The 14,873-nt window shown below is 65.2% G+C and carries 14 protein-coding genes; 8 read left to right on the top strand and 6 right to left on the bottom strand.

Annotated features, from left to right (window positions below; genetic code table 11):
* Nucleotides 1-369 precede the first annotated feature (369 nt).
* Complete coding sequence (locus AB4118_RS14505) at nt 370-3,135, top strand: autotransporter outer membrane beta-barrel domain-containing protein (protein WP_441490384.1); 2,766 nt, start codon at nt 370-372, stop codon at nt 3,133-3,135.
* 188 nt (nt 3,136-3,323) lie between these two features.
* Complete coding sequence (locus tag AB4118_RS14500; RefSeq protein WP_441490383.1) at nt 3,324-3,797, top strand: cysteine hydrolase family protein; 474 nt, start codon at nt 3,324-3,326, stop codon at nt 3,795-3,797.
* 556 nt (nt 3,798-4,353) lie between these two features.
* Here the strand turns inward: AB4118_RS14500 and AB4118_RS14495 are convergent.
* Together AB4118_RS14495 and AB4118_RS14490 are read right to left on the bottom strand one after the other, a co-directional pair.
* Nucleotides 4,354-4,761 carry a VOC family protein gene (locus AB4118_RS14495; protein WP_441490382.1) on the bottom strand — a complete coding sequence of 136 codons (408 nt, stop codon included), beginning with the start codon at nt 4,759-4,761 and terminating at the stop codon, nt 4,354-4,356.
* A 65-nt stretch (nt 4,762-4,826) separates the two neighbouring features.
* Nucleotides 4,827-5,297: a MarR family winged helix-turn-helix transcriptional regulator gene (locus tag AB4118_RS14490; RefSeq protein ID WP_441490381.1), complete on the bottom strand. Its 471-nt coding sequence runs from the start codon at nt 5,295-5,297 to the stop codon at nt 4,827-4,829.
* Between the two features lie 62 nt (nt 5,298-5,359).
* Here AB4118_RS14490 and AB4118_RS14485 point away from each other — a divergent pair, with 62 nt between their 5' ends.
* The gene (locus tag AB4118_RS14485) at nt 5,360-6,091 is read left to right on the top strand and encodes a DUF899 domain-containing protein (protein WP_441490380.1); all 732 of its coding nucleotides are present in this window, start codon (nt 5,360-5,362) and stop codon (nt 6,089-6,091) included.
* Nucleotides 6,092-6,240: 149 nt separating this feature from the next.
* Here AB4118_RS14485 and AB4118_RS14480 read toward each other — a convergent pair whose 3' ends face one another.
* The gene (locus tag AB4118_RS14480; protein ID WP_441490379.1) at nt 6,241-7,893 is read right to left on the bottom strand and encodes an acyl-CoA dehydrogenase family protein; all 1,653 of its coding nucleotides are present in this window, start codon (nt 7,891-7,893) and stop codon (nt 6,241-6,243) included.
* Nucleotides 7,894-7,976: 83 nt separating this feature from the next.
* Complete coding sequence (locus tag AB4118_RS14475) at nt 7,977-9,515, bottom strand: 4-hydroxyphenylacetate 3-hydroxylase family protein (protein ID WP_441490378.1); 1,539 nt, start codon at nt 9,513-9,515, stop codon at nt 7,977-7,979.
* Nucleotides 9,516-9,608: 93 nt separating this feature from the next.
* Here AB4118_RS14475 and AB4118_RS14470 point away from each other — a divergent pair, with 93 nt between their 5' ends.
* The 5 genes from AB4118_RS14470 to AB4118_RS14450 all read left to right on the top strand — a co-directional run bounded on the left by AB4118_RS14470 (nt 9,609) and on the right by AB4118_RS14450 (nt 12,897).
* Nucleotides 9,609-10,247: a TetR/AcrR family transcriptional regulator gene (locus AB4118_RS14470; protein WP_441490377.1), complete on the top strand. Its 639-nt coding sequence runs from the start codon at nt 9,609-9,611 to the stop codon at nt 10,245-10,247.
* Nucleotides 10,244-10,774, top strand: a complete 531-nt coding sequence (locus AB4118_RS14465; RefSeq protein ID WP_441490376.1) for an isochorismatase family protein — start codon at nt 10,244-10,246, stop codon at nt 10,772-10,774. Before AB4118_RS14470 ends, AB4118_RS14465 begins: the two co-directional genes overlap by 4 nt.
* An 8-nt stretch (nt 10,775-10,782) precedes the next feature.
* The gene (locus AB4118_RS14460; RefSeq protein ID WP_441490375.1) at nt 10,783-11,418 is read left to right on the top strand and encodes a 2-hydroxychromene-2-carboxylate isomerase; all 636 of its coding nucleotides are present in this window, start codon (nt 10,783-10,785) and stop codon (nt 11,416-11,418) included.
* Nucleotides 11,419-11,515: 97 nt separating this feature from the next.
* Nucleotides 11,516-12,520, top strand: coding sequence for a Vgb family protein (locus AB4118_RS14455; protein ID WP_441490374.1), 1,005 nt, complete (start codon nt 11,516-11,518; stop codon nt 12,518-12,520).
* Nucleotides 12,517-12,897, top strand: a complete 381-nt coding sequence (locus tag AB4118_RS14450; RefSeq protein ID WP_441490373.1) for a c-type cytochrome — start codon at nt 12,517-12,519, stop codon at nt 12,895-12,897. The genes AB4118_RS14455 and AB4118_RS14450 overlap by 4 nt, the downstream gene beginning before the upstream one ends.
* A 2-nt stretch (nt 12,898-12,899) precedes the next feature.
* Here the strand turns inward: AB4118_RS14450 and AB4118_RS14445 are convergent, their stop codons facing one another.
* Both AB4118_RS14445 and AB4118_RS14440 read right to left on the bottom strand, forming a co-directional pair.
* Nucleotides 12,900-13,892 (bottom strand): branched-chain amino acid ABC transporter permease, encoded by a 993-nt coding sequence (locus AB4118_RS14445; RefSeq protein WP_441490372.1) that lies wholly within the window; start codon nt 13,890-13,892, stop codon nt 12,900-12,902.
* 34 nt (nt 13,893-13,926) lie between these two features.
* Nucleotides 13,927-14,814 carry a branched-chain amino acid ABC transporter permease gene (locus tag AB4118_RS14440; protein ID WP_113518014.1) on the bottom strand — a complete coding sequence of 296 codons (888 nt, stop codon included), beginning with the start codon at nt 14,812-14,814 and terminating at the stop codon, nt 13,927-13,929.
* Between the last annotated feature and the right edge of the window lie 59 nt (nt 14,815-14,873).

Genomic DNA, 14,873 nt, shown 5'->3' with positions numbered 1-14,873 from the left:
TTGTGCGTGTCGATTATTTATCAGGATTCGAAATATTCCGGGCGCCGGACGCTTTCGACTCGATGCGGCCATGTGATGTGAATGGCTGTTCAAATTCCCGAATGAAATAGGTTACTAATTTCTTGACAATTTTATGAATTCCCTTGCGGAATGCATTTGCTATTGGGCGTTGAAGACCCAGGGGGGCGCATGCGGCCGCTACGAAGTTATCCTCGTGCCATCACGGGGCTGGCGGCCTTGTCGACGGTGAGTTGGTTTGCGCTTGGCGTGACGCCGTCACTGGCTCAAACAGCATGGCAAGGCGCTTCTCCCGACTGGCATACAGCGTCGAACTGGTCGCTGGGGGCCGTTCCAACTGGCGCTACGACAGTGACCATCGGCTCTGGCTCGCTGATTGCGCCGTCCATTACTGCTGCCGGGGCGTCCGCAAACCTGCTGCACATTGGCGCGATCGGCATGACATCATCGCTGACGGTGTCGCCCGGCGGCTCGCTCACCGCGGCCGCAACGACCGTCGCAAACCTCGCCGGAGAGGTGGGATCGGCCAACCTGATCGGCGGGGCCTGGTCCGGCGACTACCTCTATGCCGGCTACAGGGGCCAGGGCAGCTTCGCCGCTTCGGGCGGTGCGGCGGCAAATTTTGCGGCTTTCGTGACGACCGGCTCCTTCGCCGGCTCTGCCGGAACGATCACGCTCTCGGGAGCAGGGACCACCTGGTATAATGGCAACGGCCATATCGTCGGCGAATCCGGGCAAGGCACCTATCAGGTTCTCGCCGGCGCCAAGGCCGATGACCGTGCGATCACCGCCGGCTACAACGCGACGGGTGTGGGCGCGGTCACCGTCAGCGGCGCTACCTGGAATATCCGCGGCACGTTGATGGGTGGCTACGCGGGACGCGGCGATATCGTTATCTCCAATGGCAGTTCGGCTGCGGTAACGGTCAATACGAATTTCGGCGAGTTTGCGTCCGGCCGGGGTTCGCTCACCATCGATGGCGCCGGCACAAAGCTGAAGGTCGGGGGCTATTCGGTCTTTGGCATGAGCGGCCAGGGCAGTGGCCTCGTCTCGAACGGAGCTGTTGTCCAGACGAACCAGGGCATCCTCGCCTGGCAAGCTGGCTCTCGCGGCGATTTGAGAGTGACGGGCGCGAATTCCCAGTGGCTCGGCACCACCTACCTGATGGTCGGGAATCTCGGCGTCGCCGAAGCAACGATCGACAATGGCGGCACCGTGCGTATCGATGACGGCCGCGGCATGCTTGTCATCGCCAACAGTGCCGGCTCGACCGGGACCGTCAATATCGGTGCAGCGGCAGGAGCAGTCGCCCGCGCTCCCGGCTTCATCGAGGTGGCGGAAATCCGCCTCGGACGCGGCTCCGGGCGGCTCGTGTTCAACCATACCGCTTCGAATTATACGGTTGGCGCAACGATTACCGGCACTGGAGCGATCCTGCATGAAAGCGGGACCACGACCCTGAGCGGCATAAACACCTTCCGTGGGACGACGACGGTGAACGGCGGTTCGTTGATCGTGAACGGATCGCTAGCGGCCTCTTCGGGGCTGACCGTTGCGGCGGGTGCGCGGCTCGGCGGGTCCGGTCAGTTGCCCTCGACGGTGGTGAACGGCACGCTGGCGCCGGGCAATTCGCCGGGAACGCTGACGGTCAACGGCACCCTGACAATGGGCGCGGGCTCGGTCTATGAGGCCGAGATCCAGGGCGCGGTCGCAGACCGGGTCAATGTCACGGGCACCGCGAGCCTCGCAGGGACGCTCAGGTTGGTGGCACTTGGCGGCCCCTATTCCTTCACGACGCGCTATACGCTGCTCTCGACGCAAGGCGGGCTCGGCGGGACGCGCTTCGGCACGCTCGATTCGACCGGCCCCTTCGGAGCCGGCATCGCCACCAGCCTGGCCTATACCGCAAACGACGTGATGCTGACCCTTGCGCCAAAGCCGCTGGCCGGCTTCGTCGCATCGCTCTTGAACGCCTTTTCGGTTGCCGCAGGCCTCGATCGGGCGGTGGCGGGCGGAGCCGATCCGTCGGCGCTGTTCGGCATCTACAACCTGCCGGCCGCAGCAATCCCCGGGGCGGTGAACCAGCTTTCGGGCGAGGCGCATACCGCAGCGCCGGCAATGGCGGTCTCGGCCGCCGACCAGTTCCTGCGTGCGATGCTCGATCCCTTCGCGGCGGGCCGCGGCAGCGCGGGGGCTGCTCCCGGCGAAGCCTCCTTCTCCGGCCTCGTCCGCAAGGGCGCCGACGCACCGACCGCGCCGGCTTTCCTCGATCCGCCGCCATACACCGTCTGGGGCGCAGCCTTCGGCTCGGTCGGCCGCACCGACGGATCGACCAGGGTCGGCTCGGCCAAGCGCGATCTCGACGATGCCCATCTCGCCGTCGGCGCCGATTTTCGGATCATGCCCGGCACGGTTGCGGGCTTTGCGGTCTCCGGCGGCAGCGCCCGGTCCTCGCTCGCCGGCGGTCTCGGCAAGGCCGAGGCCGATGTCTTCCAGGCCGGCCTCTACGGCACGACCCGGCTCGGGCCGGTCAATCTTGCCGCTGCCTTCGGCTATGGCCGGCTCGAGAACGAGATCAAGCGCAGTATCCCGGTGCTCGGCAGCGCATTGTCCTCGTCCTATGCCACCACCGCCTGGAGCGGCCGGCTGCAGGCGAGCGCCGCGGTGCTGTCATGGAACGGCCTGACGCTCTCGCCGCTGGCGGCGCTGCAGGCGATCCAGGCCCGCAGCCCGGGCCTGATCGAGGCGAACTGGGCCGGGGCCAATGCCGGCGCGCTGGCGCTCGCCCGGCGCAACGACATCACCTCGCGCAGCGAGCTTGGCCTGCAGCTCGATTATGCCAATAGCCTGAACGGGTTGCCAGTCGCCGGCTATCTCCGGGCGAGCTGGGCGCATTACTACCAGCGTGACGCCGGTCTCTCCGCCTCGATTGCCGGCCTGACCGGCTCAGGCTTCGCGGTCGAGGGGGCCAGGCCCGCCCGCAACAGCGCGCTGCTCGCCGCCGGGCTCGACCTCAGGCTCAGCCCCTCCGTCACGCTCGGCGCCCGGCTCGACGGCGAACTCTCCGGCTCCACCAACCGCCTCGGCGGCCAGGCCCAGGTCAGGGTCAGCTTCTAGATCATCGGACCGGATATCGTATCCAGTCCGATGATCTAACCCTTTGTCTTTGCATCGGCTTCCCCGAAAAACCCCAATCCACTTTTCGGGCCGATGCTAAGGCGCGGGCATTCCGGCCGCGTGCATGAGCTCGGTCGAATGACAGCCATCGGAGTTGCAGCCGAAGGCTGCCCGCGCTTAAACGCAGCATGCGCCAGGCCCTGCTGATCGTGGACGTGCAAGCCAGCTTTTCGCCGCCGGAATGGCTGATCCAGGGTATTGCGGCTGTCGTAGCCGGTATGCCCTCAGTCGCGACGGTCGAGAGGCATGACGAGGCGGTGACGCCTTTCGAGCGTCAGTTGGGCTGGAAACCCGGCCTGTCGGACGAGAGCCTGGTTCCCGCCGATCGCGTCTTCGTCAAGCACGGCTATCTGCCGCCGGCCGCGATGATCGACCATCTCCAAGGCATGCAGCTGGAGCGTGTGCTGGTCTGCGGCCTGCAGGCCGACACCTGCGTCCTCGCCGCCGGCTTTGCCCTCTTTGATGCCGGGCTCAGTCCGGCGCTCCTGAGTTGGTTGACCGTCGGCTCCTCCTTGGATCGTTCCGGCGAATTGGGTGTCCGGCTCTGGCGCCACCATTTCGGTGCGGTGATCCTGAGCCCTGATGAGCTTCTGGCGGGTTAGCGCGGCCTTGGCTCCGATCCGGCTCGATGTAGCATGACGAAGCATTAATGCCCGCGTCATCGAACAGATCGGCCCGCCTCCCTATGCGGAGTGTGCTCGGTGTTTCGCTTTCAGGACGCGTCGCGTGAGTGATCTGACGCGATACCGATCGCCTGGCCTCGAGTGCAGGTCGAAGCAGTGAATGCTCCCTGCGCGCGTCGTTACTCGTACCGGGAATACCCGGGCGAGGCCTCGGCCCGCGGGAGGAGGCGCCGTGATGGGGAGATAGCGGCGCCTCCTCTTCGATCGCGCATGGAGCGGTCGGCATCTCGAGGCCGGCGAGCCTGGCGGCATGACGTGTGTCGCGCTGGGCTCAGCGTCGTCCCGACTGGGGGCGCTGGGCGGCCATCACCCAAGAAAAAAGGGCCACGCCAAAGGCGCAGCCCGAAGTCTAGGGAGGAAACGCCCAAGGAGGGCGCCACAGCATCTCTGCTGCGGTGCACAGGAGATAGGGCGGCACTCTCGCGACTGCAAGAGGAAAAGGGCAGTATCGCTGCCCTTTTTTCAGGCGGCCTGCTCAGCCTTGCTGCACGGCCGCGGGATCCATCCACATCACCTCCCAGACATGGCCGTCGAGATCCTGGAAGCCGTGGCCATACATGAAGCCGTGGTCCTGCGGTTTCGCATAGGTCTTGCCGCCGGCGGCGACCGCAGCATTGACCATCGTGTCGACATCGGCGCGGCTTTCGCGCGACAGGCAGGTCAGGACCTCGGTGACCTTGGTCGCGTCGGCAATCGGCTGCGGTGCAAAGCCTGCGAATTTCTCGTGCGTCAGCAGCATTGCGAAGATGGTGTCACTGATCACCATGCAGGCGGCGGTGTCATCGGTGAATTGCGGGTTGAAGTTGAAACCGAGCGCCTTGAAGAAGGCCATGGACTTCTGCAGGTCCTTCACCGGCAGGTTGACGAAGATCATCTGGGGCATGGTCGTTCCTTGCTTGTTTTTGGTGGTGTGGGTTGGGAAACGGCCGCCGCCATAGGCGGTAGCAGTCAGGGCTGGGACAGTGCCCTGAGATCGTGCCGGAAACGGTCAGGATCCGTCCCGGGCAAGAGCGCGTCGACCTCGCGGTGGATGCGCTCCCAGGTCGGGACGGCGAGGAGGAGCAATGCATGCCCGGCTGGCTGCAATGTCAGCAGCCGGCTGCGCCGATCATCCGGATCGCTGTCGACCGAAACGAGACCGCGCCGCTCGAGCGGCTTGAGCGCCGCCGTCAGGGTGGTGCGGTCCATGGCAAGGAGGTTTGCCACCGGGCCGAGGCTCGGTGGTTGCGGGCGATTGAGCGACATCAGCAGCGAGAATTGCTGGTTCGTCAGCTCAAACGGTCGCAAAGCCTCGTCAAAGCGCCGCGCAAGTGCCCTGGCTGCCCGCTGCACATGCAGGCACAGGCAATGGTCCCGCACATGCAATGTGGTCTCGAAGGGCAGTCGGTTCTCGGCGGAAAGGGGGATGGGCTTTGACATGAAGTTTTTATGTTGATATCAACTTATCTTGTCAAGAGGGGCGTTTCTGAAGGAGGAAGGCCATGCAGCAACACCCGGTTGTTTCACGCGAGGACTGGCTTGCCGCGCGCAAGGTTCTGCTCGCCCGCGAGAAGGAAGAGACGCGTCTGCGCGACGCGGTGAATGCCGAGCGAAGCGCCTTGCCCTGGGTCCGGGTCGAGAAGAACTATGTCTTCGACACCCTGACAGGGAGGCGGCGGCTGGCGGAGCTGTTCGACGGGCGCAGCCAGCTGATGATCTATCATTTCATGTTCGGGCCGGAATGGGAGGCAGGTTGCCCCGGTTGTTCCTTCCTGGCTGATCATCTCGACGGCACGCTGGCGCATCTGAACAATCACGACGTGACATTGGTCGCAGTTTCGCGCGCGCCGCTGCAGAAGATCGAGGCCTATAAGCGTCGCATGGGCTGGCGCTTCCCCTGGGTCTCGTCCCATGGCAGCGACTTCAATTTCGACTACCACGTCTCGTTCACGCCCGAGCAGCTCAAGGGGGAGAGCGTCCGCTACAATTTCACCGATACGCCGGTGGGCAATGCGCATGACGAACTGCCCGGACTGAGCTCGTTCATCCGCAACGAAGCCGGCGAGGTGTTTCATACCTATTCGAGCTATGCGCGGGGCCCGGAGGAGCTGATCGGCACACTGATGATCCTCGACCGCGCCCCCAAGGGCCGCAATGAGGACTCGACCATGAGTTTCGTCAAGCGCCACGACGAGTACGAGACGGTGCCGATGGCCGCAGCCTGCTGCGCGTGATTGAAGGCCTGGTGCGCCCGGAACCCGGGCGTCACCCGGCCGATGAGAAGCGCAGGACCGGGGTCCATGCCAGCCTTGAACCATCCAGGTTCGGGCACGGCCCCCGGGGCTCTCTTCACCGCCCCGTCCGGCGGCGAGGCCAGAATGGCTCACCCCCGCGCCACGCTCGCGCGCTTCACGATGCCGGCCAGTTCCGGCGATGGATCGAGCGTGCCGAAGACATAACCCCAGTCGGCATCGAGCCTGGAGCGGCAGAAGGTCTCGAACACCGCCTCGTCCGCGTGCTTCTTCAGCTCCGAGGCCTGCAGCGCATAGGCCATCAGGTTGGCGAGCCGGCGGCCATGGCCGTCGTCATTGCGCGGTTTGGCCACCTCGTCGCCGAGCCTGTCGAGCCAGCGGTCGAGCGCACGGTTGACGCCCCGAGCGGAGCCGAGCTCGGCCATGAAGGCCTCCTTCGTATGTGGATCGCGGTTGAACGAGCGCAGGACGTCCATGCACATCATGTTCGAGGTGCCTTCCCAGATCGCGTTCAGCGGCGCCTCGCGATAGAGCCGTGCCATCGGGTTCTCCTCGATGAAGCCGTTGCCGCCATGGCATTCCAGCGCCTCGACGACGAAGGCGGCCGCGCGCTTGCAGTTCCAGAATTTCGCCAGCGGTGTCGAAACCCGTGCGACATGCCGCTCCTGCTCGCTGCTCTCCATCGCGTCCGTTGCGGCGGCGACGCGGAAGGCCATCAGGGTCGAGGCTTCGGAGTCGATTGCGAGATCGGCAAGAATATTGGTCATCATCGGCTGTTCGGCCAGCGAGGAGCCAAAGCCCCTGCGCGATTGTGTGTGGTTGAGCGCCAGGGTCAGCGCCTGCCGCATCAGCCCCGCCGAGCCGATGGCGAAATCCAGCCGGGTCAGATGGGCGTGGCCGAGGATCTCGCGGATGCCGTGCCCCTCTTCGCCGACCAGCCAGCCCAGGCACTCGCGGAATTCGACCTCCGACGAGGCGTTCGAGCGGTTCCCCGCCTTGTCCTTCAGCCGCTGGATCTGCAGCCGGTTGCGGCTGCCATCCGGCAGGAAGCCGGGGGCGAAGAAGCAGGAGACGCCGCTCTCGCTGCGCGCGAGTGTGAAGAACCCGTCCGATTGCGGGACCGAGAAGAACCATTTGTGTCCGGTGATCAGATAGACGCGCCCCTCCGGCGTATCCTCCAGATAGCGCGCGGTCGTCTGGGTCTGCCGGAGGTCCGATCCGCCCTGCTTCTCGGTCATCGCATAGCCGATGCTCGCCCCTGTCTTCTGTGAGACCGGGAGTGGGCGCTTGTCATACTGGCCAGAGGTGATCTTCTCGCGCCAGAGCGAGAACTCAGGCTGGGCCAGGCCCGGCCAGGCGGCATAGGTCATGCCGGTCGGGCAGCCGACCCCATGTTCGATCTGGTTCCAGACATAGGAGAGGACGCCACGCGCGACATGGCCGTTCGGCTCCGTCGTCGTCCAGGCCAGCGAGGGCACCTCGTGCCGGAAGGCGAGCGCCATCAATTCGTGCCAGGCTGGATGAAATTCGACCCAGTCGATGCGGTTGCCGAAGCGATCATGCGTCCTGAGTTCCGGCGTAAACCTGTTGGCGAGACGCGCCAGATCCTGCACCGTCTCATCGCCGGCATGGGCGCCGAGCGCCATCGCTCTGCCTGCAACCCAGGGAGCCTGGCGCGTGACGACGCCCTGCAGCACCGCGTCGTCGGAGAAGGCGTTCCAGCCCGTGGCTGGGCGCGCCTGGTTCAGCACCTGATGGGTCGAGGCAAGGGCGTGCACGGTCATGTTGGTCCTCTGGTCAGGTCCGGCGCGCCGGCTATCCCGTCCCGGGACGGGGAATGAAGGGGATCAGAGGCTGACGGGTTGCGCTATTCAGCCGCTTCGCGCGGGGCCCCGCCCGGCATTTCCGGCACCTCGCAACCGGCGACACAACAGCGCCCAGGCTGCTTCGAGACCCTGCCGCCATCGGCGAGGACGCCCCGTCCGAGCAGGCTCTCGACCAGTTCGACCTTCTCCGCCACCGGGTAGTTGCGCCAGATCTCGCGCTTCATCGCTTCCGGCGAGCCGCCGCCATGCAGCGAGATCACCGAATACCAGCCGGCCTCCTTCGAGACGGTGAGATCCTCGATGAAGCGCGCGACCTCGGCGCGCTGCGCGTGCGGGATATCGGGGCGGCCCGCGAGCACGGCAGACAACGAGGCAGCGGTCTCGGGATTATGGTCCTCATCCGGGCCTGGCAGCGCCACGATCAACCCGCCCGATACGTAATGGGCGATGCGGTGCATGTCGTAGATCTGCGTGGCCAACAGCAGCTTGCCGATATTGGAGAAGACGCTGTCAGGCATCACCGAGCCTGCTGGATCTTTCTGGCAGTAGACGGAGGCCGCGACACCGCAGGCGAAAAATCCTTCGGTGATCTTGATCAACTCGACCATCTGTTCGCGGACATGGCCGTGGCGCTCGGTATCGAGCCCGTTGGCCTCGATCATCAGTGCGCCGGCGCCGATCAGGAGATCGCCGAACCCGGCTCTGGCGCCGATGCAGGAATGGCGGTGATGCGTCGCGTAGCTCGTGGTCAGGAAGCCGCCTTCCTCGGTCTCGCCGGCAAGGAAGACGCGGTCCCATGGCACGAAGACATCGTCGAACATCACGACGCCGGTCGACTGGCCGTATTGCGACGAGAATTTCGCGGCTCGATCTCCGGGGCGTCCGGCAGGTCGCGCTACGATGGTGACGCCCGCGGCATCGCAGGGCACGGCGCAGCAGACCGCGAAATCCTCGTCGCCCGGCACGTGGGTTCGGCAGGGCATCACCAGGAATTCGTGCATATAGGGCGCGCCGGTGACGATGGCCTTGGTGCCGCGAATGACGATGCCGTCCTTCCGCCGCTCCTTGATGTGAACATAGGAATCCGGGTTCGCCTGTGCGCCCGGTCGCTTCGAACGGTCACCCTTGGCGTCGGTCATGGCGACGCCGAGCGTCAGGTCCTTGTCCTGAACCTCGTGCAGATAGGCGCGGAAGCGTTGCGCATAATCGGTTCCGTGACGGGCGTCGGTGAGCGCTGTCGCCTGCCAGAGCGCATTCAGCGCATCATGGCTGAGATAGCGCTGGGCGCAGCCCGAGATCTTGCAGACCAGCCGAACCGCCTCGAGCTTGGCGAGCAGGTCGCCGGAGCCTTCGTTGATGTGCAGCATGCGGTTGACGGTCTTGCCGGAGCTTGTCTGCCGCGCCGTCATCACCGGGAGATGGGCCTCCTGATGGGCGAGGCCGTAGGCAAGCCCGACCGCGTTGATGCCGGGTGCCAGCAAGGGCTCGTCAGCCACGCTCTCGACACGCTGGCCATTGACGAAAACACGCGGATGATAGGCGCGCAGCGACTCGCGGTAGCCCGCAGCATCCATCAGCATGGGCGTGTCCTCTTGATATTTGAGTGTTGCCCGTAAAATTGAACGCCGTTAGAATTTCCGTCAACTCAAATCTGGAGCGATGCCGAGGTGGCAGTGGCCGAGACGATGCGAGGTCGCCGCAAGCGGGCGGTCACGGAACTCAGGCGTGGGCTGATCCTCGACGCCGCACGCACGGTCTTCGAGCGCGATGGGCTGGATGGCGCCTCGCTGCGCGGCATCGCGGCTGAGGCCGGTTATACGCCGGCGGCGCTCTACTTCCATTTCGATTCCAAGGAGGCGCTCTATGCCGAGGTCCTTGGCCAGTCGCTGTCGGCACTGCGCGACCATGTCGACAAGGCGGTCGAAGGGGCTGCTGCGCCAGAAGCCCGCTTCCGCCTGGCAGCGCTCGCCTTCTTCGATTTCTATGCGGCCCATCCCAGGGATCTCGATCTCGGCTTCTACCTGTTCCGTGGCGGCATGCGCCCCCATGGGCTCGGCCGCGAGCGGGACAAGGCCCTGAACGAGGCCCTGGAGGCGGGGCTCTCGCCAATCAGGCACGCGGTCGAACAGATGGGCCGCGATCAGGAGACGGCACGGCTGGCCATGGCCGATGCCTTCGCCCATGCTTCGGGCGTGCTGTTGCTCGCCCATACGCAGCGGCTGAGGATGTTCGGGGCGCAGGCGCGCGCCCTGATGGAACGCTATGTCGATGTCCAGGTCGGACAATTGCTGATGAAGGGAGAGCGTCCATGACACTGCTGAAGGTCGAGCGCGCCCGCCTCGTCATCATCGATTTTCAGGCGCGCCTGATGCCCGTGATCCATGACGGGCCGCGCATGGTCGCGAATGCACGACGGCTCGTCGAGGCGGCGGCCCTGCTCGATGTTCCCGTGGTGATGACCGAGCAGAACCCGGCCGGGCTCGGCAGCACGGTGCCGGAACTGTCGGGCGCCGGTCCGGTGGTGACCAAGATGAGCTTCGATGCCTGTGCCGAACCGGCCTTTCTCGGCGCGCTGGAAGAGGACGAAGAGCTGATTGTCTGCGGTTGCGAGGCGCATGTTTGTGTCGGCCAGACGGTTCTTGGGCTGCTGACGCAATGGCGCCGCGTCCTCGTGGTGCAGGACGCGATCGGCTCACGCGCTGCGGAGAACAAGGAGGCTGCGATCCGGCGCATGTCCGCTCATGGCGCCGAGATGGTCACGACCGAGATGGTCCTGTTCGAATGGCTGCGGACGGCGGACCACCCGCAATTTCGCGCCGTGTCCAAGCTGATCAAATGAGGATGCGAATGACCAAGCCTGCCATCTGGTATTTCGACCTCATCTCACCCTTTGCCTATCTGGCATTGACGAAGCTCGACGCGATTGAAGAGCTGCGGCCTGTCGTGATGAAGCCGATCGTCTTTGGTGCCGTGCTCAAGCATTGGGGCCAGCTCGGCCCGGCCGAGATCGCGCCGAAGCGTGTCCACACCTATCGTCTCGCGACGCACCTGGCCCGATCGCTGGGCGTGCCCTTCCGCTTCCCGCCGAGCCACCCGTTCAACCCGCTCGCCATGCTGCGCCTGTTGACCGCGCTCGATGGGCAGAAGGGCGCGGTCCGCGAAGCCTTTCGGCTGATCTGGGGGCGGGGGCGCGACGGTAACGATCCAGCCGTGCTGGCCGAGGTGGCGGCCGCGGCCGGAGATCCTGCTGCGCTCGGCCGGATCGGCGAACAGCCGGTCAAGGATGCGCTGCGCCTGGCCACGGAAAAGGCCGTCGCGGCGGGGGTCTTCGGCGTGCCGAGCCTGCTGATCGACGGCGAAGTCTTCTGGGGCGTCGACGCCATGACGATGGCGCGTGACTATCTGGTGGCGCCGGAACGTTTCCTGAGCGGCGAAATGGCGCGGGTTTCGAGCCTGCCCGTCGGAGTTCGACGGCAGCTCTGAGCGGCAGGGGAGAGTCGGCGCAGTTTCACCATCTTGTCGTCCCAAGCTGGAAACCGGCCGAGGCGTTGCGCCCGGCCGGTACAGGAGGAGACGCTTCATGCTGCGCCGGTCCTTTCTTCAGCTTGGCCTCGTCGGGCTTGCGGCGCCGGCCCTGGTCGGCCGGGCGGCGGCGGCCGGACCGACGGCGCCGGGGTCCAGATTCAACATCACCTATTTCGATATCCCCGCGATCAAGGGCTCGCGCGATGTCACCGATGCCGGCGACGGCACGATCTGGGTCTGCGGTCAGCGCAACGGCACGCTCGGCCGCTTCGATCCGCGTTCGAGCCAGCTCAAGGTGGTCGAACTCGGCCAGCGGGCCGCACCCCATGGCGTGATCAGGGGGCCGGATGGAGCCGCCTGGGTGACGGAAGGTGGCCAGAACGCCATTGCCCGCGTCGACGACAAGACCCACAAGGTCGATCTCTTCAAGCTGCCAGCGGGGCGCGAGAGCGCCAATCTCAATACCGGGGTCTTCGATAAGGAAGGCATTCTCTGGTTCACGGGCCAGAATGGGATCGTCGGTCGCTTCGATCCGAAGACCGCCAGGATGGAGATCAAGGATGCGCCACGCGGGCCGGGCGCCTATGGCATCACCAGAACGCCCTCCGGCGAGATCTGGTACGCCTCGCTGGCGGGCAACCATATTGCCCAGATCAATCCCGGCACCTTCGAGATCACGGTGGTCGAACCACCGACGCCTGGTCAGGGCGCGCGGCGGGTCTGGTCGGATTCGAAGAATCGCATCTGGGTCAGCGAATGGAATTCCGGCAACGTCTCGGCCTATGACACGCTCAGCAACAGCTGGAAGACATGGAAATTGCCGGGTGACAAACCGCGCACCTATTCGGTCTATGTCGATGATGCGGACAAGGTCTGGCTGACGGACTTTTCGGCCAATGCCATCGTCCATTTCGATCCCGTCACCGAAGCCTTCAGCAGTCTCCCGAGCGACAAGCCCGGCGCCAATGTCCGCCAGATGGATGGGCGTTCCGGCGAGGCCTGGGGCGGCGAGAGCGGCAATGACCGACTTGTTCGGATCCAGACGGTGAAGCAGGCGTGAGGAGCGCGCCTGTCGCATCTGCGATCACGGCGGTTCTGTTTGCCGCGCAGCCTGGCGCAGCCCAGGAGAGCGGGGCGGGCGAGCGTCTGTTCGCGACCTGCCAGGCCTGCCACAGCCTCGACCCGACTAAGCCGGGCATGGCGGGTCCGCATCTCGCCGGTCTGTCCGGCCGCCGCATCGGCACGGCTACGGGGTTCGATTACTCGCCGGCGCTGAAAGCGGCCGGCGCGCAGGGCCTCAGCTGGGACGCGGATAGGCTGAAAGCCTATCTCGCCGATCCCGAGGCCATGTTCAAAGGCAGCTGGATGAGCGCGCCCGGGCTCGGCCGCGAGGCCGACCGGGCAGCCGTCGCTGATTTCCTGATGCGGCCGCGCTGAGGTCAGAGCGGTCGCTTGATGGCCCTCGAGATCACGCCGACGATGCCCTCGCGGAACAGCATCACGCAGATCACGAAGATCACGCCCTGCACGACCGTGACCCAGGCGCCAAGGCTGGCGAGATAATTCTGCATCGAGACGATGACGAGCGCGCCGACGATCGGCCCGAACACGGTTCCGAGACCGCCGACCAGCGTCATCAGCACGACTTCGCCGGACATTGACCAGTGCACGTCGGTGAGTGAGGCGAGCTGGAAGACGATGGCCTTGGTCGCGCCCGCCAGCCCCGCCAGCGCAGCCGAGAGGACGAAGACCGCGAGCTTGTAGCGATTGGCGCGGTAGCCGAGCGAGATCGCGCGCGGCTCGTTGTCCCGGATCGCCTTGCAGACCTGGCCGAAGGGCGAATGGATGATGCGGTAGATCAGCAGCAGCCCGGCCATGAAGATGACTGCGACCACGTAATACAGCGCCCGGTCGTCGGCGAGGCTGATCAGGCCGAAGAGCTTGCCACGGGGCACTGACTGGATGCCATCCTCGCCGCCCGTGAAGCGCGGTGTCTGCAGCGAGAAGAAGAACACCATCTGCGCCAGCGCCAGCGTGATCATGGCGAAGTAGATGCCTTGCCGGCGGATCGCGAGCGAGCCGAAGACGGCGCCAAGCATACCGGCGATCAGCGTCCCGGACAGGATCGCGAGCTCGGGCGTCAAGCCCCAGTTCTTGGCCGTATAGGCGCTGACATAGCTTGCCATGCCGAAATAGGCCGCATGGCCGAAGGAGAGCAGGCCGCCATAGCCAAGCAGAAGGTTGAAGGCGAGCGCGAACAACGCAAAGCACATCACCTTCATCACGAAGACGGGATAGGCGAGGAAAGGCGCGACGGCGACCAGGACCGCGAGCCCGATGAAGATCGCCCGATGCAGGCGCTCGGTTCCCTTCGTGGTCTCGGTGACTGCGAGGCCGCCCGCGGGAACGTCGGCGGAAAGCGCGTCGGCCATGGTCAGCTCCTTCCAATCATGCGGGACGGCGCCATCATGCGGGCCGCCCGAACAACCCGGCTGGTTTCACCAGCAGCACCAGGACCATGATGATGAAGATCACGGTCGCGGACGCTTCGGGATAGAAAACCTTGGTCACGCCTTCGATCAGGCCGAGGCCGAACCCAGTGACGATCGCGCCCATGATCGAGCCCATGCCGCCGATCACGACGACGGCGAAGACGACGATGATCAGGTCGGCCCCCATGTTTGGATTGACCGAGTAGATCGGCGCCGCGAGCACGCCGGCGAACGCCGCCAGAGCGACGCCGAAGCCGTAGGTCAGGGTCACCAGCAGCGGCACATTGATACCGAAGGCCTGTGTCAGCGTCGGGTTCTCGGTGGCGGCGCGAAGATAGGCGCCGAGCCTCGTCTTCTCGATCACGAACCAGGTCGCCAGGCAGATGACGAGCGACGCGATGACGACCCAGGCGCGGTAGTTCGGCAGGAACATGAAGCCGAGATTATGCCCGCCCGCCAGCTGCGGCGGGATCTGATAGGGCAGGCCCGACGAGCCGTAATTGTTGCGGAACAGGCCCTGGATGATCAGTGCGAGGCCGAAGGTCAGCAGCAGCCCGTAGAGGTGGTCGAGATGGGCCAGCCGCGAGATCAGGAACCGCTCGATCAGGACGCCCACGATCCCGACGATCAGCGGTGCCAGCAGCAATGCGGCCCAGTAGTTGATGCCGAGATAGTTCAGGCACATCCAGGCCACGAAGGCGCCCATCATATACTGCGCGCCATGGGTGAAGTTGATGATGTTGAGTAGCCCGAAGATCACCGCCAGCCCGAGGCTGAGGATGGCATAGAACGAGCCGTTGATCAGGCCAAGCAGGACCTGGCCGAACAGCGCTTGTGGTGGAATTCCGAGAAGTTCGAACATGCCTTGCTCAACTCATCCTGAAAATGCTGCCAAGGACCGACGTACGGATACGCCATCTC

This window comes from Allobosea sp. 2RAB26, assembly GCF_052115465.1.
In the GTDB taxonomy this organism is placed as follows: Bacteria; Pseudomonadota; Alphaproteobacteria; order Rhizobiales; family Beijerinckiaceae; genus Allobosea.
The sequence above is the reverse complement of the archived record's forward strand: the minus strand, read 5'-3'. Positions and strand labels throughout refer to the sequence as shown.

Bases quoted from the DNA above. Each gene is read 5' to 3' on its own strand.
- AB4118_RS14475 (WP_441490378.1), bottom strand. From the start codon at position 9,515: ATGCTGATGGATGCTGCGGGCTACCGCGAGTCGCTGCGCGCCTATCAT.
- AB4118_RS14490 (WP_441490381.1), bottom strand. From the start codon at position 5,297: ATGTCAAAGCCCATCCCCCTTTCCGCCGAGAACCGACTGCCCTTCGAG.
- AB4118_RS14455 (WP_441490374.1), top strand. From the start codon at position 11,516: ATGCTGCGCCGGTCCTTTCTTCAGCTTGGCCTCGTCGGGCTTGCGGCG.
- AB4118_RS14480 (WP_441490379.1), bottom strand. From the start codon at position 7,893: ATGACCGTGCACGCCCTTGCCTCGACCCATCAGGTGCTGAACCAGGCG.
- AB4118_RS14460 (WP_441490375.1), top strand. From the start codon at position 10,783: ATGACCAAGCCTGCCATCTGGTATTTCGACCTCATCTCACCCTTTGCC.
- AB4118_RS14440 (WP_113518014.1), bottom strand. From the start codon at position 14,814: ATGTTCGAACTTCTCGGAATTCCACCACAAGCGCTGTTCGGCCAGGTC.
- AB4118_RS14465 (WP_441490376.1), top strand. From the start codon at position 10,244: ATGACACTGCTGAAGGTCGAGCGCGCCCGCCTCGTCATCATCGATTTT.
- AB4118_RS14445 (WP_441490372.1), bottom strand. From the start codon at position 13,892: ATGGCCGACGCGCTTTCCGCCGACGTTCCCGCGGGCGGCCTCGCAGTC.
- AB4118_RS14500 (WP_441490383.1), top strand. From the start codon at position 3,324: ATGCGCCAGGCCCTGCTGATCGTGGACGTGCAAGCCAGCTTTTCGCCG.
- AB4118_RS14485 (WP_441490380.1), top strand. From the start codon at position 5,360: ATGCAGCAACACCCGGTTGTTTCACGCGAGGACTGGCTTGCCGCGCGC.
- AB4118_RS14495 (WP_441490382.1), bottom strand. From the start codon at position 4,761: ATGCCCCAGATGATCTTCGTCAACCTGCCGGTGAAGGACCTGCAGAAG.